This is a genomic window from Membranihabitans marinus (assembly GCF_019802045.1).
In the GTDB taxonomy this organism is placed as follows: Bacteria; Bacteroidota; Bacteroidia; order Chitinophagales; family Saprospiraceae; genus Membranihabitans; species Membranihabitans marinus_A.
This window is the reverse complement of record NZ_JAHVHU010000016.1, coordinates 1-24,464: the sequence shown is the minus strand read 5'-3', so window position 1 is coordinate 24,464 and position 24,464 is coordinate 1. Positions and strand designations below refer to the sequence as shown.

General features: G+C 43.3%; 16 protein-coding genes and 1 riboswitch. Of the genes, 7 read left to right on the top strand and 9 right to left on the bottom strand.

The window, feature by feature from the left end:
* Nucleotides 1-121 precede the first annotated feature (121 nt).
* The 7 genes from KUV50_RS15685 (at nucleotide 122) to KUV50_RS15655 (ending at nucleotide 11,747) form a co-directional block, all read left to right on the top strand.
* On the top strand, nucleotides 122-1,306 hold the full coding sequence (locus KUV50_RS15685) for an FG-GAP-like repeat-containing protein (RefSeq protein WP_222581130.1): 1,185 nt from the start codon (nucleotides 122-124) through the stop codon (nucleotides 1,304-1,306).
* 534 nt (nucleotides 1,307-1,840) lie between these two features.
* Nucleotides 1,841-4,954 (top strand): PVC-type heme-binding CxxCH protein, encoded by a 3,114-nt coding sequence (locus KUV50_RS15680; RefSeq protein WP_222581209.1) that lies wholly within the window; start codon nucleotides 1,841-1,843, stop codon nucleotides 4,952-4,954.
* 167 nt (nucleotides 4,955-5,121) lie between these two features.
* Complete coding sequence (locus tag KUV50_RS15675; RefSeq protein ID WP_222581129.1) at nucleotides 5,122-7,533, top strand: DUF1549 domain-containing protein; 2,412 nt, start codon at nucleotides 5,122-5,124, stop codon at nucleotides 7,531-7,533.
* Nucleotides 7,534-7,565: 32 nt separating this feature from the next.
* Nucleotides 7,566-7,994: a DUF1801 domain-containing protein gene (locus tag KUV50_RS15670; RefSeq protein ID WP_222581128.1), complete on the top strand. Its 429-nt coding sequence runs from the start codon at nucleotides 7,566-7,568 to the stop codon at nucleotides 7,992-7,994.
* 328 nt (nucleotides 7,995-8,322) lie between these two features.
* Nucleotides 8,323-9,756, top strand: coding sequence for a DUF1501 domain-containing protein (locus KUV50_RS15665; protein WP_222581127.1), 1,434 nt, complete (start codon nucleotides 8,323-8,325; stop codon nucleotides 9,754-9,756).
* Between the two features lie 142 nt (nucleotides 9,757-9,898).
* Nucleotides 9,899-11,185 carry a DUF2157 domain-containing protein gene (locus KUV50_RS15660; RefSeq protein WP_222581126.1) on the top strand — a complete coding sequence of 429 codons (1,287 nt, stop codon included), beginning with the start codon at nucleotides 9,899-9,901 and terminating at the stop codon, nucleotides 11,183-11,185.
* The gene (locus KUV50_RS15655) at nucleotides 11,175-11,747 is read left to right on the top strand and encodes a GDYXXLXY domain-containing protein (protein ID WP_222581125.1); all 573 of its coding nucleotides are present in this window, start codon (nucleotides 11,175-11,177) and stop codon (nucleotides 11,745-11,747) included. Before KUV50_RS15660 ends, KUV50_RS15655 begins: the two co-directional genes overlap by 11 nt.
* Nucleotides 11,748-11,806: 59 nt before the next feature.
* On the opposite strand, the gene KUV50_RS15650 is transcribed toward KUV50_RS15655, so the two are convergent.
* From KUV50_RS15650 to KUV50_RS15610, 9 genes are all read right to left on the bottom strand, one after another.
* The gene (locus KUV50_RS15650) at nucleotides 11,807-12,073 is read right to left on the bottom strand and encodes a Trm112 family protein (RefSeq protein ID WP_222581124.1); all 267 of its coding nucleotides are present in this window, start codon (nucleotides 12,071-12,073) and stop codon (nucleotides 11,807-11,809) included.
* Between the two features lie 2 nt (nucleotides 12,074-12,075).
* Entirely contained in the window at nucleotides 12,076-12,711 is a 636-nt protein-coding gene (locus KUV50_RS15645) for a thiamine phosphate synthase (protein ID WP_222581123.1), read from the bottom strand.
* Complete coding sequence (locus KUV50_RS15640) at nucleotides 12,708-13,760, bottom strand: AIR synthase-related protein (protein ID WP_410000065.1); 1,053 nt, start codon at nucleotides 13,758-13,760, stop codon at nucleotides 12,708-12,710. The genes KUV50_RS15645 and KUV50_RS15640 overlap by 4 nt, the downstream gene beginning before the upstream one ends.
* Complete coding sequence (locus KUV50_RS15635; protein WP_222581121.1) at nucleotides 13,760-14,479, bottom strand: class I SAM-dependent methyltransferase; 720 nt, start codon at nucleotides 14,477-14,479, stop codon at nucleotides 13,760-13,762. The genes KUV50_RS15640 and KUV50_RS15635 overlap by 1 nt, the downstream gene beginning before the upstream one ends.
* 88 nt (nucleotides 14,480-14,567) lie before the next feature.
* A riboswitch (TPP riboswitch) is annotated at nucleotides 14,568-14,663 on the bottom strand.
* A 309-nt stretch (nucleotides 14,664-14,972) separates the two neighbouring features.
* On the bottom strand, nucleotides 14,973-15,221 hold the full coding sequence (locus KUV50_RS15630) for a cupin domain-containing protein (RefSeq protein ID WP_222581120.1): 249 nt from the start codon (nucleotides 15,219-15,221) through the stop codon (nucleotides 14,973-14,975).
* 135 nt (nucleotides 15,222-15,356) lie between these two features.
* A complete protein-coding gene (locus tag KUV50_RS15625) occupies nucleotides 15,357-18,608 on the bottom strand; it encodes a DEAD/DEAH box helicase family protein (protein WP_222581119.1) in 3,252 nt (1,083 codons plus the stop codon).
* Complete coding sequence (locus tag KUV50_RS15620; protein ID WP_222581118.1) at nucleotides 18,605-21,679, bottom strand: site-specific DNA-methyltransferase; 3,075 nt, start codon at nucleotides 21,677-21,679, stop codon at nucleotides 18,605-18,607. The genes KUV50_RS15625 and KUV50_RS15620 overlap by 4 nt, the downstream gene beginning before the upstream one ends.
* A 106-nt stretch (nucleotides 21,680-21,785) precedes the next feature.
* Nucleotides 21,786-22,835 carry a hypothetical protein gene (locus tag KUV50_RS15615; protein WP_222581117.1) on the bottom strand — a complete coding sequence of 350 codons (1,050 nt, stop codon included), beginning with the start codon at nucleotides 22,833-22,835 and terminating at the stop codon, nucleotides 21,786-21,788.
* A gap of 238 nt (nucleotides 22,836-23,073) precedes the next feature.
* Entirely contained in the window at nucleotides 23,074-23,706 is a 633-nt protein-coding gene (locus KUV50_RS15610) for a hypothetical protein (RefSeq protein ID WP_222581116.1), read from the bottom strand.
* Between the last annotated feature and the right edge of the window lie 758 nt (nucleotides 23,707-24,464).

The following is a 24,464-nucleotide window of genomic DNA, read 5'->3' as shown; positions in this document are numbered from 1 at the left end:
GGAATTACCACCATCAAGCCAGTTCATCCTTCAATCAAACGTTTTCTAAAGTTCACTACTTTTCCTATTGGAAGAATTGTGTATATTGCTGTTCATTTTTAATAGGTCATATTTTGTTTAAATGAAAAACCACACCATCCCTGCCATTTGCTTTCTGCTTTTTTCTATTTTACTGATTATTCCACGTAGCGACGCACAAAAGGCCACCAACCAAAAGCCGGTCAAATTCACAAAACATATTCTCACCAATGAGTTTATCTCAGAAGGTGTCGCTGTCGGTGATGTGAACCAGGACGGGCACCTTGATGTCCTGGCTGGGGCCTATTGGTTTGAAGCTCCTGACTGGACACCCCATGAAATCATGGAACCGATCACCTTCGTACCGGATAAGACCTACAGCAATTCATTTCTAAATTTTAGCATGGATGTCAACCAGGATGGCTGGGTGGATCTGATCCGGGTCAATTGGCCGGGTCGCGAAGTGGTGTGGCACGAGAATCCCCAAAACAAAGACGGGCATTGGACCGTCCATACCATTCATGATCATCAGGGCAATGAAAGTCCACGTTTCGTGGATGTGAATGGCGATGGTCGGAAAGACATTGTCTGCAATGACCCAAAACGAAAACAATTGATCTGGCTGGAAGCACCCTCTGAAAAAGGAGAAACCGCCTGGAAAAAACACATCATCAGTGCCAAGGAAGGGATTCCGGGCACCCACCAATACACCCACGGACTGGGGGTAGCAGATATTAACCGCGATGGTCGGATGGATGTGATCATTACCAAAGGCTGGTGGGAAGGTCCAGAGGACCCTACCACCGAAGAGTGGACTTTTCACCCGGCAGATTTGGGGGAAGACTGTTCCCAAATGTATGTCTATGACATTGACAAAGATGGGGATCATGATGTTCTCAGCGCATCCGCACACCGACATGGTATCTGGTGGCATGAACAAAAAACCCAGTTGGATGGATCAACCCAGTGGGTTACCCACCCGATCGATAAATCCTGGTCACAGAGCCACAGTTTGTATGTGGCTGATATCAACGGCGACGGAGAAAAAGACTTTATTACCGGGAAGCGCTATTATGCTCATATGGGAAAGGATCCGGGGGGGAAAGACCCGGCAGTATTGTATTGGTATGAATATGTGCCGGGCATTACCCCGCAGTGGAATCGACACCTGATCGATGACGATTCCGGCTCCGGATTGAATTTGGTCGTTCAGGACATCAATGGTGATGGTAAACCAGATATCATCACCGCCAATAAAAAGGGGGTATTTGTGTTTTTGCAAGAGTAGTGAATGTAACAAAAGCATCTTGCTTTTGATGGTCAAAAGTACTTACTCTAAGGCGTGGCTGCGTTATACTGTTTCCAAAATTCCGTGTTTTTACGGAAAAACTAAAATAAACTTCTGGTCCTTAAGGCAGGCTATTATTGAATTAGGATGTTTTAACATCCATCAGAATTTTATTCATCTCTTATTCCGTCAGGAGAATTCCCAACGAATACAGCATTTCAATGCATTTGTAAATCAATTATAGGCAATGGTAGGTAAGAAGATTTAATCCTTTTGATTACATTGAGCCTGAATCGATCACAGGAACAGGAATCCGATACCTCCGCAATGATTTCAGGAAGCTAACAATTCCATATTTTACGGATTGACATCGAGCCTGCTACACAGACATTATATCATATGAAAAACCGGCCTCTTTTTTACTCCAATCGCAGCTGCAACCTTCTTGCCCACCATAGCTCCTCCCCGAAGCACTTGCGGAACGGAGGAGGAAATCACTCCTTCCCCTGGACCTACCTCTTGCTCCCCCTCTTGATGCTGATGGTTAGTTGTCAGACCACACACGAAGGTGCTATCGCTGTAGAAGACAATATGAACATCGTATTGATCGGAAACAACCTGGGCTCCAGGATGATGGAATACGGCCCTTTTGAGACTGAAATGCAGGTTCGGCACCCGGACCGACATCTCGTCATACGAAACATGTGCGATCCGGGCAACACTCCAGGATTTCGGCCACATTCCAGTCGCAACTCACCCTGGGCCTTCCCCGGTGCAGAAGAATTTCAAACAGAATTTGCGAATCCATCGGGAAGCAGAGGGCATTTTCCGACAGAAGATGAATGGATCACTAATCTGGAAGCTGATGTGATTATCGCTTTTTTCGGATACAGTGAATCGTTCCAGGGTGAAGAAAATCTGGATAATTTCAAAGCAGAACTCGATGCTTTTATCCAGCACACCGACTCCATGAACTACAATGGGGACACCTCCACTCAACTGGTCCTTGTATCGCCCATTGCTTTTGAAGATCGTTCAGATGATATGAGTGTTCCAGACGGAGTTCAGGAAAACAAAAACCTAAAACTCTACATGGAAGGAATGCGCGAGGTCGCTGATTCACATGATATCCACTTTGTCGATGCCTATACGCCCACTAAAAAATGGATAGAAGATGCCGATGAACCGATGACCATCGATGGCAGTCAGTTAACCGAAAAAGCATACCTCCGTTTCGGTGCGTTCCTCGCAGACGAAATATTTGGATCGGGCAAGCGAAAAGCAGCAAAACATGAATCACTGATTCACGAGGCCGTTCAGGAAAAAAACTGGATGTGGCACAACGATATTAAAATACCGAATGGCGTTCATGCCTATGGTCGCCGATACGATCCCTTCGGACCGGACAACTATCCGTATGAAATAGAAAAAATACGCCAAATGACGACCAACCGGGACAGCGCGATCTGGATGGCTGCATCCCAAGGCAAAAAAATGGATCTGGCTGCTGCAGATGCACGCACCCGAGATTTACCGGAAGTAGAAACCAACTACAAACCTTCGAGAAAAAACGGCGATGTCAAATATTTGTATGGCGAAGATGCCCTTCATTCACTGAAGACCGCTCCGGGATACCAAGTGGAGCTGTTCGCATCCGAAGAGGAATTCCCCGAACTGGCGAACCCCGTCCAGATGTCTTTTGATAATAAAGGTCGGCTGTGGGTCGCCGTGATGCCCACCTATCCGCATTACAAACCCGGAGATGCCAAGCCCAATGACAAACTCCTCATTTATGAAGATACCAACGGAGATGGAAAAGCTGATCGAGAAATTATTTTTGCAGACAGCCTTCACCTGCCCGTTGGGTTTGAACTGGCGCCGGAAGGCGTGTATGTCTCACAGGGGACCAACTTAAAACTTTATACAGACCTGGACGGTGATGATCGGGCTGATACGAGTGTGATTCTCCTGAGCGGTTTCGATGATCACGATACCCATCATGCCCACAGTGCATACACCGCTGACCCTTCCGGCGCCATTTACATGGGAGAAGGTGTTTTTCTGCATACCAACGTAGAAACCTCTTACGGCACAGTCCGGGGCACCAATGGTGGCTTTTACCGTTACAACCCACAAAGACATAAATTGGAGCGTACTTCACAGGTTTCCATCCCCAATCCCTGGGGAATTGCTTTTGATCGCTGGGGACAAAACTTCTTTGCTGAAACGTCAGGTCCTGCAGTTCGTTGGATGATGCCCGGAAGCGTCGTCCCACTATACGGCCATGGGAATTATAAGTCCAGAGATCTGATCGAACCCGCACACCGGGTACGTCCTACATCCGGCCTGGAATTTATCTCGAGCCGCCATTTTCCGGAGGAAGTACAAGGAGATCTGTTGATTAACAACACCATCGGTTTTCTCGGTATGAAACAACATGTGATGAAAGATGATGGCACCGGATACCACAGCGAACACCGACAAGACCTCGTGTGGAGTGACTCCGATAAAAATTTCCGCCCCGTAGATATGGAATTTGCACCCGATGGTTCGCTCTACTTTTTGGATTGGCACAATGTCCTGATCGGTCACATGCAGCACAACGCCAGAGATCCGTTACGTGATCACGTCCACGGCCGAATATACCGCATCACTTACCCAGAACGACCTTTGGTGGAACCGGCCAAAATCGACGGTGCGTCCATTCCCATTCTGCTCGACAACCTGAAGCTGCACGAAGACCGGACCCGCTACCGGACCCGAAGAGAACTCCGCGGCAGAGATGCCGAAGAAGTATTGCCCACATTAAACAACTGGATCAACAACCTGGATAAAAATGATCCAAAATACGAGCACCATCTCCTCGAAGCCCTATGGGTATCCTGGGGTTTGGATCAGGTGGATCAAAAACTGCTGAGAAGACTGCTTGAAGCTGAGGATTATCATGTACGGACAGCCGCCGTACGGGTGTTGCGCTACACCGGACATCAGGTCAAGGATCAGGCCGACCTGCTCATGCAGGCAGTCCGGGATGAACATGGCCGGGTGCGCCTGGAGGCCATCGTAGCGGCCAGCTGGCTGGATGAAGAAACCGGTCTGGCTATTCTGGAGGAAGCGAAGAAAAAACCACTTGACAAGTGGATGGAAGGTCCATACAAAACCGCTGTGGCCCACATTCAAAAATTATCCGTGAAAGATCATGCCAAAAAAGAAAATTTAACCGACCTGAAAGGGGAGGCGAAAGAGCTATTCATCCTTGGGAAAGACATATATGAACGAGACGGTTATTGCATTACCTGCCATCAAGCCGACGGGAAAGGATTGGCCGCCTCACAATTTCCACCGCTGGCCGGGACAAGGTGGGTAAATGGCTCTGAAGAACGATTGATCAAACTTACCTTAAAAGGTTTGCTTGGCCCCATTACCGTCCTGGACAAGGAATACCCCGGGCAGGTACCCATGACCCCCTTCGGCGGACTATTGGATGACCGGGAAATGGCTGCAGTCCTGACTTATGTCAGAAACTCTTTTGGGAATAAATCATCCGTGATAAAACCAGAAGCAGTTAGAGAGGTGCGAGCCAAAATAGCAGATAAGGAAGGATTTTATGATCCTCAGGAATTATTGGAAGATCATGCGATGGAGTGAGGATATCCCCTTTACTCCCCGCCGGCGAGGGATATTTGTTCCCCTAAAAAGGAAAAAGTGGATAATTGTGCTTGTTTTGGGGAGGTGACCGGTTTACGAAAAATATTCCCCGCTAAAGGAGGTTAACGGGAGGATCAAAAATTTCCTTTATATTTAAGTTGTGTAGAATGATAGCACTATCAATACCATTAATTCAACAAATTCTACTGGAATCCGATCCATTTTGGCTGTGGCAATTCCTCGGGCGGCTGCACCCCATGATCGTACATTTCCCGATCAGTCTTTTATTGGTGGCAGCTGTACTGGAAATCATCTCAATCAAACAGTTTTCATCCAGATGGCGATCGACAATCGAACTTATGCTTTGGACAGGAGCTATCAGCGCTGTGGCATCAGCGGGAATGGGATATCTGTTAATGGTTCAGGATGGCTATGAAGGTGCCGGAGTAGATCTTCACCAAAAGTTGGGTATCGCCACCGCTGTACTTAGCCTGGTGGCTCTGGGCCTCCATACTTTGGAGCAACGACAACCGATCCGCAGTCGGATCATAGCCTATCGGAGCACATTGATATTGTCCGCCATCGCACTGGTATTCACAGGTCATTATGGAGCTATGCTCACCCATGGTCCTGATTATCTGACCGAAGTCCTCCCGGGGGCATCGGCACCACCTGCAAACACAGCAGCGGATCTGAATATTGACCTCGCTATTTATGAACAAGATACCAGTGCAATTTCAGAACAAGCAAAACTTAAATTGCTGACCGGAGTCCGGACTGTGTTTGCACACACCTGTTACCGGTGCCACAGCTCCGATAAGATCAAGGGCGGTCTCCGGCTTGATGATCGGAAACTAGTATTTAAAGGTGGAGAAAACGGGCCGGTGATCACAGCAGGCGATCCAGAAAACAGTGAACTCATCCGCCGGATTAGTTTGCCGAAAGGCCACGATGACGTGATGCCCAATAAAGGGGACTTACTTACACCCGCACAGATAAAAATGATCTCCATATGGGTGCAAAACGGCGCCTGGTGGCCGGAAAATGCTGAAGATCTGAAGATATTCAGGAATGCTCCGCTGGCACCGCGTTACCCGGAATGGCCCGCCGATACTTCCCGGTTTGACAACAAAATCGATGTGTGGGTGGACCAGTATTTCTCCAGTAAGAATCTATCCTGGGATGAGCCGGTTGATGATCGCACCTATCTGCGACGCATCTATCTGGACATTGTCGGCTTAAACCCATCGTCCGAAGAAATTCATCAATTTGTGGAAGATCCACACCCGGAGAAACGTCAAAAATGGGCACGTGAATTATTGGATCAAGAAGAAAGCTATGCGCTTCACTGGCTCACATTTTGGAACGACATCCTTCGCAATGATTATACCGGGACGGGTTACATCACAAAGGGGCGTTACGGGATCACTGAATGGCTTTTTAAATCATTAGTCGACAACAAACCCTATCAGGACATGGCCCGGGAGCTCCTAAGTCCGGATGAAAGCTCCAAAGGGTTTATCGCCGGCATTCAGTGGCGGGGTGTGGTAAATGCCAGTCAACGCACCGAGATGCAGGCTGCACAAAACGTGGCCCAGGTGATGCTTGGACTTAACCTCAAGTGCGCTTCCTGCCACGACAGCTTCATTAGTGATTGGAAGCTGAAAGATGCCTATGGCTTTGCAAACATATTCTCGGAGGTGACCATGGAGATCAATCGTTGCGATAAGCCCACCGGAGAAATGGCGGAGACCCGCTTGCTCTGGAAAGAGCTGGGAACCATCGATAGTACAGCCTCCCGCGAGAACCGGCTGGAAGAGATGGCGACGAAGCTGACAGACACAAATAATGGCCGGCTATACCGCACCATGGTCAACCGGATCTGGGCGCAGCTCATGGGCCGGGGCATTGTAGAACCAGTGGATGAGATGGATCAGCTCCCGTGGAGTCAGGATCTGCTGGATTGGTTGGCGGTCAATTTTGTCGGCAATGGATTTGATCTAAAAAATCTGATTTACACCATCGTGACCTCCCGAGCATATCAGTTGCCGGCAATCCCTGTGGACAATAACCTGGCTTTACGGGAAGAAGGGTATACATTCAGAGGTCCTGTCCTCCGGAAAATCACTGCGGAGCAATTTTCAGACATGGTCAGTTCAAATTTTGGCTCTTTGTTTACCTCAAAGGAAATGAAATTTAACCCCGAGAACCGGGACACCAACTTTATCCGGGCATCGCAAGTGGCTAACAATGCCTTTCTCACCGCACTGGGCCGACCCAACCGGGAGGTCGTGGTCACCAATCGGAATGACCAACCCAACCTGATTCAGGCTCTGGAATTAACAAATGGAACACGACTGACCCAGGCACTGGCTCAAGGTGCCGAGCAATGGAAAAACACGTACAATGAGCCTGAAGACCTCATCGATCACACCTATATGAATTTACTTGGACGATTGCCCTTATCTGACGAAAAAGATGTCGCTTTGCAAGCTTTAGGTCCGTCCCCCGATACCAATATCATACAAGACTACTTCTGGGTCATGGTATTGCATCCGGAAGTCCAGTTTATAAAGTAAAATACTATAACAGAAACCAACCCCAGGCACCCATGAAATCCATCACCATCATACAAGATCTTCAGGTCGACCATAAAATACATTCCTATCCCGATGGGATTCGGGATAAAATGGAACACCTACAAAATCTGATTATAGAAACAGCCTCAGAAATGGCTATTGCCGGACCACTGGAAGTCAGCCTGAAATGGGGCGAACCCAGTTTTAAAGTTCCGAAAGGAAGTCCTGTACGAATAGACTGGAAAGCTAAAAATCCGGATCAATACGCCATGTATTTTATCTGTACGACAAGCTTGGTGGAGACCTTCAGGATGGTCTATGGAGATCTGTTTAGATACGAGAAAAACAGAGCGATTGTATTCAATCTGGAGGATGAATTGCCGGAAAAAGAGCTGAAGGATTGTATTGGTATGGCCCTGGATTATCAGGCCTTAAAGGATAAGCCTTTTTTGGGTCGATAGCAGCGAGCTTTCTTTATAATGCAAATAGAAAAGTTCATTGGAAAGAAATACAAGACAACTATATAGGGAATCAAAATTTGAGACTTTTTGGGTCTTGTCGATTATCGTAGATTCTTAACAAATGGACATTGTTTCTTTTCAATCTATAATATAAGGTATTGTGTTTAGATAGAACACACTTACGTATTTTCAGATATAAGAATATTAGCAGAGAATATGCTGCCTTGCGTCTAACATTCCTGGTACATATGGGAGGACAGTATCTCGATGGTTGTGAAATATCTGTCATTGTAGAATAAAAAGAGAAAATTCCATATATTAGTCCATTATGCCCAATTCACACAACAGACGGTCCTTCCTCAAACAATTATCCGCAGCCAGCATCGCTACGATGGCCGCTGGAGCGCCAATTCCAGGTTTGCTCTCATCGTGTAGTTCCGAATTAAGTTCCCGCATACCGGCTACTGCAGATTCTGTGATCTGGCTCTTTATGGCCGGCGGTATGGCTCACACCGAAACCTTCGACCCCAAGCGGTACACCCCGTTTACAAAAGGGATGGAAGGCAACGATGTACTAAGCACGTTTCCGTCCATTCCGACCGCCCTGGATGGAGTGCACTTTTCGAAAGGATTGGAATCGATGGCCGGCATTATGGATCGCGGCGCGCTGATCCGGTCCTATGTGGCTGCAGATCTGGGGCACATCCTCCATACGCGCCACCAATTTCATTTTCACACCTGCTACGAACCCCCGCAAGCTTTTAATGTACCGCACATCGGCTCCTGGATTTCCCACGAGCTTGGGCCGGTCAATGAAGTTATTCCCGCGTTTATCAACATTGGCCAACGATTTGACGTCGGTGAAGGCGAGGAACTCAAAGCGTATCACACCGCCGGGTTCTTAGGGGACGAGTACGGTCCTTTTCTGATTCCCGATCCCACCAAAGGACTGGATAGTGTGCGTCCACCCGTGGGCATGTCCGAAAAACGGTTTGAAAAGCGGCACGAATTATACAATCAGCTCGTCAGCGAAAGTCCCATGGGCGAATACGGGAGTGATTACCAAAAAGAATCCATGAAAGCATCGATGGAACAGGCTTATCGTCTGCTCAAATCGCCCGAAGCCGCTGCTTTTAATATCAACAAAGAACACCGGGAATCCTATGACATTTATAACACCGGAAAATTTGGTCTGGGTTGTCTCATGGCAAAACGATTGGTCGAAGAAGGCGCGCGCTTTGTCAGTGTCACTTCCGAATATGTCCCTTTTATGGGTTGGGATACGCACGAAAATGGGCATACCCGAGCGAAGGATATGAAAAAACAGATTGACGGTCCGATTTCACAATTAATCAAGGACTTGGATAAAAGCGGCCGATTGGATCGAACCCTCATCATACTGGCCAGCGAATTCAGCCGGGATATGATGGTGGAAGGTCGCCCGGACCAAAAAGTCAAAGAACAAGTGAACCAACCCGACATTCTCGAAGAAATGAAACACTATGGGATGCACCGTCATTTTACGGACGGTTGCTCCATTTTAATGTTTGGGGGCGGAATCAAAAAAGGTCATGTACATGGCCGTACCGCGGACGAACGCCCCTGTAAGACCATCGAAAAGCCGATATATGCCCGGGATATCCATCAAACGATCTATCATGCGCTGGGTATTCCACCCGATACGCATTACATGATCGAACAACGGCCATTTTATACCACACCCGAAGAAGAAGGCAAAGCAGAAAAGGACTTGTTTGCATAAATCTTTCATTAAAGCAGAATAAAAATATATTTTCGTTAACCATACCGTATAAGCATGCGATTGCGTTTCTTGATCTGGAAGAGGGTATTGAATAAGATGAAGTGCATGTCGAAACCTGAGATATATCAATCAAAACGATACAATGAGCCTGAAAAAAGAATTGGATGAACTGCTTCAGTCCGAGGTGATCTCAGAGGAAACGGCCGCGCGAATTCGCAGGTATTACAAAGAAAATCCGGGCACGGCCAATCGTCGGCTGATTGTTATTTTCGGCATATTGGGTGCTTTGCTGAGTAGTATGGGCGTCATCCTGATCATGGCTTACAACTGGGTTGACCTCACCATTCGCACCAAAACGATGATTGCTTTTTTACCGTTACTTATCGCCCATCTGGCCGGTCTATATACGCTGTGGCGTCGTCGGGGCGATTCCGAATGGCAGGAAGGAAGCGGCGTAGGGATATTTATGTCGATGGGTGCCTGTCTGCTTCTCATCAGTCAGATTTACCACTTTCCGGGTCCGGCTTCATCATTGTCCCTGACCTGGATGCTTCTGATTTTTCCTGTCGCCTATATCCTAAATTCCAGTGTAACTTCTTTACTGTACATTGCCGGCATTACCTGGTATGCAGGCTACATCAGCTACTTCGCCACAGCAGAAGCCAGTCCTTATTTATATGGGCTGCTCCTATTACTTATCCTCCCCTATTACGGGTATCTGATACGAAGTCGGAACAATGATTTCACCACCATTCTGCACCATTGGGTCGTCCCCCTTTCGATCACCATCATTCTGGGTGGGTTTACACAAGATCAAGGCATGTGGATGTACATCGCGTACTTCAGTCTGTTTGCACTTTTCTTCATCACGGGTCAAAGTTCGGTGTTTCAGAATTGCACCAAATTGCAGAATGGATACCAAATGATCGGTCAGACCGGTTCAGCCATTCTGCTGATCACGTTAAGTTTTAAGTGGTATTGGAAAAATTTGCCGGAAAAGATTCAGGCGACAGATCATGTATTCCAGGCCCCTGAATTTTGGATAGCTGCGGTATTGACCATTGCAGCCTCAATTCTATTGATGGTTCTGGGACGAAAGCATAAAGCTATACTCAATGAGCCATTTGCCTACGTCTATTTGCTGTTTTTGCTTTGTTTTTTTACAGGACTATACTCGATGTATGCGTTTATACTAGTCAACCTGATCATTTTGTTGGTCGGTGTATGGACGATTCGCAAGGGGAACAAAAATGCTGACTTTGCGGAGTTGAATTTTGGATTACTCATTTTCACCGTGCTTATTTTTAGTCGCTTTTTTGATTCCAATATCAGTTTTTTGCTCCGTGGGCTGACCTTCATTGCTGTAGGAGGCGGTTTTTTCTTTGCCAATTACCGGATGTATCGTAAAAAACTGGAATATGAAAAATAGAACCATCCTTTTCTTGCTTTTTGTCTTGATGGTCGGTGTCCAATGGTTTGTTCCGACCCGAATGATCAACCAAAAACACAGTATAGCCGTTGAGGGTCGTCAGTATAAATTCCAAATGAGTCCTTTGGATGTGGAAGACCCTTTTCGTGGTAAATATCTGCAACTCCGGTTTACAGTGGATCACTATAAAGCAGACTCGAACTACACCTGGAAAAGCGGGGACGTTGTTTACGTACTCCTCAAAAAAAACGCTCAGGATTTTGTCCGGGTGAGTGGATTGACATCAAGTCTGCCAAACGGTGATGATGATTTCGTCAAAGCCACCGTGCGTCATGCATTTGGCAAAGACTCACTCCAGGTATACATTGATTATCCTTTTGACCGGTACTACATCAACGACAATATCCCCGACACCCTGGAACAAGTTTTGCTCGGGAACCTCAAAGATTCTTCAACCATTAATTATGCCCTGGTGCGGATCAAGTCGGGCGAAGCCGTACTGGAGGAAGTGTATATCGATAGCGTGTCGATATCGGAATGGTATGACCGTATAAAAAAATGACTCTGCAAGGTAAAGTCAACTAGCTCTGCATGGCATTGGGAAATGAATCAGGGCAATGGCTATTTAGCCAGCCTATGTTTTTCCTCCTCCTTGTGCTGGAGAATATGTTCCCATTTATCCAACATCGGTTGTTCGAGTTCAAAACTTCGGTATTCATCCGGATTCATAATCGGAATTCCGGATACAATGGGATACAATCGGTTGCATTCAGCACAGGATAATATACCCTCCAGAATATGGTCTTGATCGTCCCTTGTGATCACTCTAAGCGTCAGATCTGACTTATCAAAAGGACAGCACAGTTTTTTTATTGTTTCTAATCGCATGTTTACGAATTTAAGATTTTATGAAAGGCATCGATGGCGAGGCCGGGTTCCTCCGAATTCATAATCCCTGAAATCACGGCAATGCCATCATATTTTAATTGATCTAATTCCCGGAGATTGGTTGGATTTATACCTCCGGCCAAAAAGATCGGTTTATCAAAAATTTTGGAAGCTTCCACGACGGTCCCGGGACGAACGATTTCACAACGGCTCACGCTTGTAGAGGGAAACATAGAACAAAATGAAATGTAATCCATATCGTGTGCAGCCGCCCAACGAACATCATCTAATGCATTCTCGCAGGTCAACCCAAACAACGCATGGGGGGCCGTATCCTTTCTGATTTCATCGATGTTCTCCGGAATCACATCAAAATGGACTCCATCCAAAGAGGTAGTCTTCAAATATTCCCAGCGATTGTTAATAAAAACCGGGGTGTGGTATGGCTTGCACATCGAACAAATTTCATCGATAAGAGACTCGACTTGTTCCCCGTCTTTGAAGTGATCCCAAATCTGAACCATTGAAATTCCTTTATCCAGGCTAAGCTTAAGCTTTTCTAATAGGTTCTGTTCATCCATCGAGGGATCGACGACCAGATAGATGCCCGGCCTGATCTTTTCTGATCTATTTTTCATTTCCATCCTGATTTTAAAGCTTTAAAAAAGGCCGCCCAGTAGGGGTCTTTTTCCTGGTAGTTCAATTGGAAGAATTTATCCTCTTGCGAGATGACAATCCCCTCATCCTTTCCGGTAATCTGCCCCACCTCAGCACATAGAATCCCCTTGGATCCTAGTTTGAATTTGATCTTATCAGACGCCGCTTTCTTGCAGGTGATAACCAATGCTCCTGCACCGATGCAATAAATCGGATCGAGATCAAATACCCGACACACCTGCTGCTGGGTTTCAGTAACAGGTAGTTCGTCACTATAGATCATAGCTCCATGACCGGAAGCGACCGCCATCTCATAAATAGCACCCACCACCCCACCTTCTGTGACGTCGTGCATGGCAGTCACCCCATTGTGGTTGGGACCATCTGCGGCAACCAAAGCATCCTCCAGCACCGAGGTATCGTAAAATGACTCACACGCAGTATGAAAGTGTTCCAGGCCAGCTTTATTCTTGACCGTTTCCGGAAAACTTTTAGCCAGTATCGCCGTGGAAGAAATTGCACAGCCTTTGGTCACCAGGATCGCATTTCCGTTTTCCGCACCGTTGGAAGTCAATAGTTCACCTTGTGGAGCGATTGCGACAAAGGTTGCTCCTCCGGCAATGGTGGAGTTTTGGCCTTCGATAAAGCCAGTATGACCACCGGTCACTGCAATTCCAGCTTCCAGACAAAACTGATGAATGTAATCCCAGTAGGTCTCAAAATCCGTTTGCGAAAACCCGGCTGGCAAGTTCAGTACAAACTGCCCGTAACTCGGAGCATGGCTTGTAGTGGCTATATCATTGGCGGTCAAATGAACCGACAGCCAGGCCGACTCTCTCAATCCCAGCGTGGGGATCAGCGAAAGTGGATCACTGGCCATAGCCATCGACTGACCATTCGGTAAATTGATCACCGATACATCCACGCCAAATTGAGGGCCTACCCTGATTTCGGCTCGGCTTGCACCCAGTTTTCCGTGTAAGTAATGGTCAAAAAACGAGGGCGCTATTTTCCCGGTCTGTTCTTCCATCATACGTCATTAAACTGAATGTAAAGACCAAAGAAGTCACCAATGGGAAGGTTCCATTTCTGTACTGGAAACCACTTGGGCAATCCGGTTGCTTTCCATTCAATGGTGTAATCCCGACCATCCAGGGCTTCATCTATGATCTTTATCAAGGTCTGGGGAGTATAAAAAGTAGCCGTCACATAAAATTCATTCCGGCCAAAAAGTTGTTGCGTCCTTCGTCGAATCAACTTTGGAGTGTTTCGGTTCATCATACCCATGATGATTCCGTGCCGACCAACCCGGGCGGCTTCCTGGATTACTTTTACCGGGTCCTTGTAGTATTCAAAGGTGGTAATAAAAGCCAATGCATCGAAGGTATTATCTTTAAAAGGAAGGTAATGCGAATCAGCCATGACCAGATCTCCGTCAAAACGGTGGAGGGCCTGAGACAACATAAAAGGGGAAATATCGCCCCCTGTGGCTTCCATGCCGATATCTTTCCACCATCGGGTAAACCGGGTGGTCCCGCAACCAAACTCAAGCAGAGTACTTACTCGCTTGTCTTTGGAAATCAGCTGCTCCAATATTTTTTTCTGCCAGATTTCGGCCCGTTTGTACGGCCCCTCGTAATATTCTTCATAGGTGTCGGTGTACTTTCGGTTAAAAAACCACTCCGACCTCCCCTGCCAGGTTTCCGTTTTCTCAGGAACGAGTTGCTGTTCCCGCTTTTTTATCTCCATCGCTTCCATTCATTTAAAGTGATTAAATGCCGCTCGATTGGATAGGAACGGTTTTGGATCAGCAGATGGTAGAGGTAAAAAGAAGAACTATTTCCAGTGACTGCATCCTTACGTTGGCATTATCCAAATCAAGTCTCGGGTATGATCTCAGTCCTGAATCGTCAGAACACCCCGTGCATGGCTTTTTCAAACATAACCAAATATTTTTGGATTAATAAATTTGTGTCTTTGAAATGTTCTCAGATATTATATATGGATTAATAATTTATTCGGGGATTTAATTATTTTTCTACTCCAGTGTATTTTTTATAGATGGCTCCATAGCCCAATTGTCTGGCCCATGGGCCAAGTCTTTTAATCAATACGTTTTGCGGACCTATAGGGATGGATGCAAGCCTGGAGGGACTTTCCAAATATTTCCCAGTTACCATAGTCTGCAAAAAAGGTAATTCTCCACCCTTACTTTACCATCGTTAATCATTCCAAATAGATTTTATATAAAATAATCTATGTCTATTCCTGGTGATATGGTTTGAATAAATTCGACTGGTTCATGATCTGCATTATAATGATTATGAGCTTTATTTTTTGGCAAAACAACTTCTTCTCCGGCATTTAGATAGTATTGTTCTCCGTCCAAGAAATAAGTCATTCTGCCAGACAATATTTTAAATGATTCATCCTGCAGAATATGAATATGGTCATCCATTGTTGATTCTTTACTTATAAGTGTCACTTTCATAGTCACTCTTTCTCAGTTAGTGTCTGTTGAAGTCTCAAGAAACTCTATGGTATCTCCGGTTAACTCGTCTACTAACTTTTATCCTTTTGTTGGCATTCAGAATGGTTTAATGATTACACAAAAAAAATTCCATTTTTAAAGACTGTAAGTGTTACGGGCATTTTCCTTATAGTACCCTAACACATTCCTGAATAAGCTGTCCACATACCCATCCTGCTCCGGGAAGAAAACATTAATGCTATTCAGTTCTCTTACAGAATGAATGGCATTATTCCTTTTTACCTCATCCAAATCCGTTTGGGAGATAATAAACGAATGAAGTTGAACCTGATCATTTCCTCGTTTCTCATTGAGCTGCTTTTCGTAAGTCTTTATATCTTTTGAGAACTGTACTTTATTATTTTCCTTCACATTGATCTGGTGCTGAAGACCTTTCGGGTCTATGAAGCAAATGTGCTGTTTATCCTCATTTTTAACCCATACGATAAAGTCAGGGAAATAACGCTCTTCATCTAAAAGAAACCCAATCCCATGCCCACGGGACTGATTACGTAATACAAATATTTCATATCCTTCAAAAAGCTTTTCAGCATCCGGGCTTTGAAAGTACTTCTTCATATCTTTTAAAAATTCCCACTCGCCAGGATTAAGTCCCGGGGGTGTGGACTGTATCACATTCTTCTGGTCTTCGATGAGTAATGGCAGGTAAATATGCCGGTCAAAATAGATGCGGGGTATATTCCCATCTCTATCTTTGAATACATCCTTCTCAAAGACTTCCGGATCACTGAATAAGGTTTCAATTTCCTGCTGAATTTTATCAACAGCGGTTTTCTTAACGCGAAGCTGATAACCCTGCTTATCCTCCGCATAGTTGGGAATATTTTTATCGTTCTCCCTAAAAGGGTGGTATTCCAATTGGGTGTATTCCCATTCTTGTTGCCTTCGTTTATACCAACTATCCATATATTTACGAAGGATAATCAGGGAAATTTCTTCCAGTCGCTTAATATCAGCAAAGCTATTAATTTTCAGTAAATCTTCATCGCAGTATAGTTCATACAGTCGGTCTACAAGGATGGCTCTTAGGTTGTTGGCATTGAATGAAAGATTCCGATAACCTTTTTGGCTTCGATAGTGCCATGCTTCCCGGTATAACCGCTCAAAATTCAATAAGGATAAATGGTCACTACTAACGAACTTAGTATATTCAGTTTCTTCAGCCACCGGGCGGTCTTCCACACGATCCCCAGAGGCTTCCACTTCAATGGTGCTTTTTAAATCAATCCTGGGTTTGATCTTTTCATCATTGTCTAATACAAGTTTTACCACATCCTGAAATTCATCTCTGATTTTCGGCTTTATAACCAATAACCCTTTGTTTTCAAATGAGTTTGGAAATTGAATCTTCAGGTTGATATTCACTCGCTCTTCCACATCAATTCCTTCTTCTCGGAGGTATTTACGGAACTGTTCCATATAGTTAGCCTGCAACCCAAATATCTGAAGCGTTTCAAGCAGCTCAATATGATCAGGTTTTGGAATATTGGTCATCTCTGATGAACGCATCAGACTGCGGTCTTTTCCGAGCAGACGAACACCCCGACCAAACAACTGTATGATTTGAGGACCTTCACTTTTCCCAATGTTCATGAGTCCCATATTGGCTACCCGCCATGAACTCCAACCTTCTATGAATTTCCGGGAACCAATAAGCATGTTTATGGGTGCGTGTTGTTTGTTGATTTGGTGGAACAGAGAACCTTGAAAGGTGTCCCCCTCCTCTACTATTAAATCCGGGAGATTTTCTTCCACAAATTGTAGAAACACACTGTCTTCACCAATGTTAATTACACCGAAATAATGCTCACTGTTACCGGCTCTTAAACCAATTTCACCCGCTGCTGATTTAATGTTATTCAATTTTAAAGGTGCTGAAGCTTTTACATGGAAGACCGTTTCCAGCAGATCAGCATAAATCTCTGTGGTCTTGTCAGTAAATCTTTCTTTGAGTACAGTGAAACTATTCTCAAAAATATCGGAATCTTCCGGTCCGGGAATGCCTGACTTTCCACTTAACAAATCCTGAATCATATTTATGACCCAATCGTTTTCATTTTGAAGCACAAGATTCAAAAACAAAACGATTTTCTGCACATCGGAAACGGTACGTTTTTCATCCATGGCAAGACTCGATTTCGTCTTACCGGCCTGTACGCTGTGACCAATAAATGTGAGCAAAGGATCATGGAGATTCCATGTCTTGTAAAGGACCTCTGCGTCCTGCTTATACACAAATTTCTGTTCATAAAAGCTGAGCAGATTCGCCATCAGATAAACATGACGCTGATCTGTATCATCAAAATGCTGCTTCTTTTTCAGGTTTAATATTTGGTAATTTTTACCGTAGCCATCTTCATAAAAGCGGGGATAGGCATAATCAAATGCAATCGCTTTTCCGTATTCATCCTGAACTGAAGCGGCCGCTTTGTTTAGGGACTGACCAAAGGTAGCGCTGTATTCAAAGGTAAATCCGTCCTCGGAAATAGCTTTTCTCCGGGCCATCCATTTTGAATCTTCGGTGCCTGAACCTTTATGACCTTCATCCACAAAAATCAGATTATTCCCTTCAAAAGCGGATACTTCAATGCTGTCTCCATCTCCTTTTTTCTCATCGGTCAGTTTGGTGATTTCGATGAGCTTTATGCTTTCGGGTTTGATCCCCATTGCTCCGGTTTCATCAAGGTAATACAAATTGGGAATTCCGCTCCTATCCAATTCTTTCTGATGTTGGCTCGTAAGCCCGGCATTGGGAGTGATCAACAAAATATTATCCGGAGCTTCATCCAACCGTGGCATGTAGTGCTGAAACTGATAATAGTTAAGATGAAGAATGAGCGTTTTACCGCTGCCGGTAGCCATCCAATACGCCAGTTTTTTGAGATCGGATTCCTCAAATTCGGTGTATTGAACTTTGGAAGCGTTGTTTTTCTTTTGTTCCGCTACGAAGGCATTGAGTTCGTCCAGGAAAGCGGTCTTATCATCGGTTACCCGGTCGAGATAATACTCCGTATAAAAGCCGGCCAGAAACTGAAAATACTTAAATACGATTTGATCTTTGGTTGCCCTGTTTTTATTGATCTTTTCCAAATGAACGCGAATATTACGGTCGTATTCCAGCAGCTTTTCCTGCGGTATGGTAACACGGGGAATGATTTTTAGAATGTTACATACCTTGCTTATTCCGCTGGCGTCGTAAGCAGATCCGGAGGCATCTTCTTTAAACCGTTTGTAGTAGGCCTTTACGCTGCTTTTGTCGTGAATGTCGGACACTCCAAAAGTTTTTCTAAGGTAGCCGGTCAGTGATAGTCGTTTCTCGAATTTCATGATAGCTCCTCAAACATTTTTTCACGGAATATAAGCTCAGTGGGTTCTGCATTCTTCACCTTATTGAGGCCGTTGATATAGATACGGTCAAAAGTTTGGTTGTCGAGTATGGTTTCCTGTATCCATTCTGCTTCTTCTTCCAAGTTTAAATTTTTCGTTTTACGCCAGATTATGCACACCTCTTCAATGGCATCTTCATCCCGAATTTGTCCTTTGCTTACCACATACTTCCGGTCTTGGTGCTCATACTTACGCAGGGTTTGCACCCACAGCCCAATAAGATAGTGAAAGGTCTCCACCATATCCACCGTTTCAGATTGAGGTGAGCCGTGACCCCGCTGAATGTTTAACTGGTAGTCAAAGGGCGTGTCAAAGGCTTCTTCTTTGAGCAGAGTGGCACTTACGCCTTCCGTTTCAAAATCCAGCATATAGTGGAGCATGTAATCGTCAAATTCCATCACCAGCTGGGTGTCTTCCGGATTTTTGAAGTCAATATTATTCAAAGCATCTTCATACGATTCTAAAAAATGATATTTGAAAGCGTGAGATTGGCCTTCTTTATCTTGAGGAATACCCTCTTTCCAATTATTCGAAAACACAATCTTCTTTAATCTGTTTACTAATATCTCTTCAAAGAAATCACCAAATTCCAATAAAATATATTTTCTTTTTATTCCATCTTTTTTATTCAGCTCCAAAATAGCATGCCCAGTAGTTCCAGATCCTGCATAATAATCTAAAATAATATCATGATCTAAATATGCGAATTGCCCTACCAAGGTTTTTAATAATGAAACCGGTTTGGGATAAACTGTTTCAGCTCTTGTAAAAAGTTTGTTTAGCCACTTTGTTCCTTCTTCATTTCGTCCACTTTTGAGCTGTGTGATATTATCATCATTCTCTTTCTGACTAACCTCGCCTATCCATGTAGAAACAGGTTTCCTATCCCGTTGAGCTTCATCTTCGTATGCTTTGAGTCTTGGAGCTGTCATTCTCGAGTCAGGAAAATCATCTGGCCAAATTATATAATCGTTCTCTATTTTTTCTTCCATTGTGGGTGGGTAATAACACCAGACCCTATTTTTTGGTGGCCAGTACTCGCTTCCACTCTTGGGATCAATCAAAGCATACCACTGATTAGGTCGTTGATATCTATTCATACCAACGGTGAGAGGCATACTTGCATATTTTCTGTCATCTTTATCTACTCTGCTATATTTACTTTTATCTTTTTCATCACCAAGTATATTAACAGCAGATGCATCTTTTGAATATACTAATACATACTCATGATCTGTAGACAACCAAGATTGAGCGAGGCTTGAGGTAATTCTTCTTTTCCATACAAAAGAACCTAAAAAACCGTCCTCACCTAAATATTCTTGTAATAAACTTCTAAATCGATTAACTTCATTATCGTCTATAGAAGCTAAAAAGACACCTTCCTTCATATTTAATTTTCTACCTAAGAGAAACCTATCATTTAAAAAAGAAAGCCAACTTGAATGCTGATAATTATCTTTATAATTAAAACCGTCCTGACCAGTATTGTATGGAGGGTCAATATAAGTGCACCTTATTTTATTCTGGTATTTGCTTCTAAGTAAATTTAAAGCTTGAAAATTTTCAGAATTAATCATCAAACCCTCTACCTCATCAGTAAGATTTTCAAATGATTCAAGAAGCCTGTATTTAAAATCTTCATCAAAAAACCGGGTATCTACCATCATATAGGGATGCTCTTTCATAAATGGTATCGTCCATTCCCCATCCCATTCCAATTCACCACCCCATTTTTCCATTGCATACAGCTCTTCCCAGGATTGTAACTGTTCGTCATTTTCTAAAATGGTGTCGTATACCTCCTCCGGAACCATATCCAGCGTAAAGCAGTAGTGGGTATCCACCACAAACTTTCGCTTCTCAAACAACTTTTTTTGGAAGTTTTCAATCTGGCTGAGAAAAGCAATGATCTCTTGACCAATATGTCGCACTACTTTTGCTCGGGTTAAAGCCACTTCCATCGCCTGCTGGCTTTGGTCAGCTATAACGTCATCTACCCGTATCACCTCGTTTTTCAGATAATACTCCAGCTCCCGCTCCAGAAAAGACTTCAGGTTTTTATGGATAAAATAATCGGTGGTGTTTTTACCGGTATAGTGGTTTAGCTTTTGGTACAGAATGGACCGGTCTTTGTTTATTGGAATACGCGACAAAAGAACTCGCCATTCTTTACCTACTTCGTTTAGAACAAACTCATTGTAAGCTATGCACAGTACAGAGCGATCCACCGTTTTGCGGGGATTCTCCACCTTTTTATACAGGTTCAGCCATCGTGCTTCTTCTTCATGCGCAAGGGGACGATATTCAAACCAAAGGGTGAGCTCATCCCCATCAACCTCAATGGGGTTTTGCGGACGGAGCACAAAAGAACGAGCTTCTTCCTCCTTTACATTATCCTTTTCCGTTTCTGCCTGAGCCACCTTAAACCATACCGATTTATCACTTCCATCCAGATCAAACTTAAAGCTGGTAAACTGTTCCCCTGATTTAATATAGTACTGATCTTTATTGGCCCAGTGCAGCAATACTTCTTCCCCATTATACGGCACAGCATATTTGGAATCTCTGGTACTAATGCGACGCTTGGAAAGGAAATCACCATTATCGTAATACCGCGAGAAAAAGGTGAACAGGTCGTTGTAAATCTTCTTTTCGGTATCTGCTCCAATTTCCTCTTTCCCCGCTTTTTCGAAGGCTTCCAGATAATCTTTACCGAGCCTGGTATTCTCATATTTCACCAATTTACCCTGCTTGTCAAAAGCATCATCCGAAAGGTTTTCAATAATCTGTTGCTTAATAGCATCAAGCTGTGAAGCGTCCTGCTGCTGATATTCTTTTAACCCCTCTTTTATCGCATCGAGTAGATCCTTTTCAATAAATTGCTCGATCTGGTCTTTTTTGCGGTTTAGAATACGGTAAATTCCAAAATCGAGATCAGACACATCAAACTGGAATAGTTTTCGGAGTTCATCCTGAAGTTTCTGTCGTGCTTGCTGGTTTTCGGTCATTGATTTTAAGAAATTGGTCGTTTAGTGAAACAAGAAAACGTAAAAGTAATCAACCCGTATTTGCTATAGGCGATATTATGTAATAATGTTTATTTTATGTCAAGTATCACCTTTCCCACCCAAGCCTTTTTGCTTTTGACTCTAAAAAGTCATTTTCAGTCGCCCATTGCCTTAGCAATTCAATTCTTTTGTTCATCTTCTCGTCAAATTCACTTTGTCCTGGTGATTTGAGAAATCTTTCTTGATTCTCCAACCACTTTGTAAATCCCTCCCCATCTTCAATCAACATTTTTTCTAAGTTGATTATTTGTTCTTCTACTTGTTCATCCGTCATATCAGGAAATGAGCTGATTTCTTTAATGGTCTCTTGTGTTGATGGATCTTCATTGGCTAAAAGTTCAATATCTTCCAAGTATTTGTCGGGCAATATTGAAGCGATTTTATCAATGTTATATTCTTCCAGGCCTCCAAAACCTGGGATGTCTATCCCAAATTTTTTACTGTAATCAAATCGAATGACTGAAATAGGATATTTTAAAAGGTGAAGAGTACTGACTAATGAAATTATTTCTGCGTACGATTTCAACCATTTTGAAATTAACTTTTCTTCAAAAGTCTGAAAATTATTTTTCAGTAATCCCATTCTGTTGGAATGCTTGGCCCCTTTGGTATGCACATAGTTATGAAGATAACCAAGGTCTTTATGTACTTGCTTCAAGTTGTGCTTTTCATCAAACTTTTTAATGTTATTATTTTGTCTTAATATTTTCCAAATATTTTTGGTTCTTGGTGTATCAGCTTTTGAGTCAAGCCATGTTTTAACAGCATTATGACCATCATCATTGATGTTAAAATAAACTGATAACATCCCTAATTCTAATCCACTTCTTAATGAAACAAATGCTTGTTTGTAAAGTCCGAAGCAAACTTGTGTGAATGACACATGAAGTTCTTCCCAGGAATCCTTAAATGGTAAATAATGACCTGACCATAAATTTTCAGAATTTTGAGGAATAATCATTCCAACAGTATGATAAACCCAACCTAATTCTTCGATGCGTTGTTTTATTTTCGGATTGGCCTCAAAGAATTTTTCTGATTCCTTGTAGACATCAATACTTTTGTTAGGTTCGTATATGTATGGACTAAATTTCACAGTCTATTGTCTGTCGTTTCACATGTAGGCACAAACTCCCTTGGATATGTATTGTATTTCAACAAGATACGAAGAATTCCGTTGAGGTGGCACACGTTCTGGAGAAAAATGAGATAAAGCCGCTGTTGAGCGTCCATAACAACCAAACCTTGTCCGTGTCAAAGCCAGGAAAGAGTACTCCCATACTGCGTATGGACAGGACTTGTCCATACCACTGGGTTTCATTGTTAGCTGCTTTTTATACACTCCGAAAAAGTTCATCGATCACCTTGTTCTTTAACTGTTCAATAAACTCTTTTGGATTAGAAACATTTCTCAATAGTTCATTCAGTTCGGTTCTTTTGGATCTGACGAAATAATTTGCAGGTGATTCTACACCTTCAATTTGGACGAAATATGAGAGAACGAACGAGTTAATATCAATATGAAGTCCATTTAGATCATTAAAGAATTCGTATGAATATCTTTCTAATTCACGAACAATCATTTCAATATCTGAGGACTTTGTCCAAATGTTAATTACAAAAAAAGCTTCTTCTTTTTTATCGGTTAGTTTAACCAGTATTTCGCCATTTAGAGCATCAAATTGCTGCCGTGTCAATAATTCATCGCGTCCATTTTTTATTAGAGTTTCTTTCAGGATGATGAGTTCCTTTGAAATGTCGGTTTCAAATTCTTTCGAAAGCTCGTGATTTTCCTTGTGCATATATTCTTGTTCAGAAAAGTAAAAAAACTGCGGCAATAATCGGATAATTGCAATGACAATAAATATAAAAGCTATAAGCGTAGATGCAAATCCCTGAATAGGTGAAAACCCTCCAAGCTTGCCTAAACTGATCGGGTAATAAATGATAATTGTCAAAATGATCAAAATGAAAACCATTTGGGATAATCCAAGATTAAAAACATACCTCAGGTACTTTCTAAATCTACTTTTTCTGGGATTGAACTTTGTAGTCGAGAAAATGGTAAAAATGTATCCTTTATGTGAATAGAAATCTAAAATATACTTAATGAACACCGCACTAAAAAAGATATGAAGATAAAAAGCACCTATCTCAGAAGTTCGAAAATATAGGTAAACCAAGGACATTATTATGTTGTATGCCAGCAGTAAAAAAAGGATTTTTGATAACCTAACATAATATTTTAAGAACATTGACCGACTGTATTTAAAAGAGGAAAAACCGCTTTGCAGAATGAATGTTCCAGTTGCAATTAAAAGCCCCAAAAGAGTTGACGATAGAGTTAACTGGTTAATGAAGTAACTATTGAAGTCAATATTTTCCTTAAAGAGTTCGAATATCATTTTGGAAGTCTAACTAGGGTAGGCCACATATTCATGCAAGATACGAAGTCTATGGAAGAAATTCATATCATAATACCTAATCGGCGTCCGTAGCATCCGCAACAACCAGTAACCAGAGCGTGACACAACGGAGAGAGATCCAGGACATGCCCATACAGAGATATACCACCAGCTGTGGATTTGGCGGTTCGGAAAGAGAAGGAGCCTATGCAGAATTTTGTGTATGAATCATAGGGAATCAATAGTTTCAAAAATGATTTATTTTATTCGATCTTCAAAATAAATGTACAATTGGTTATAAATTTTATTCCAGCCACTTC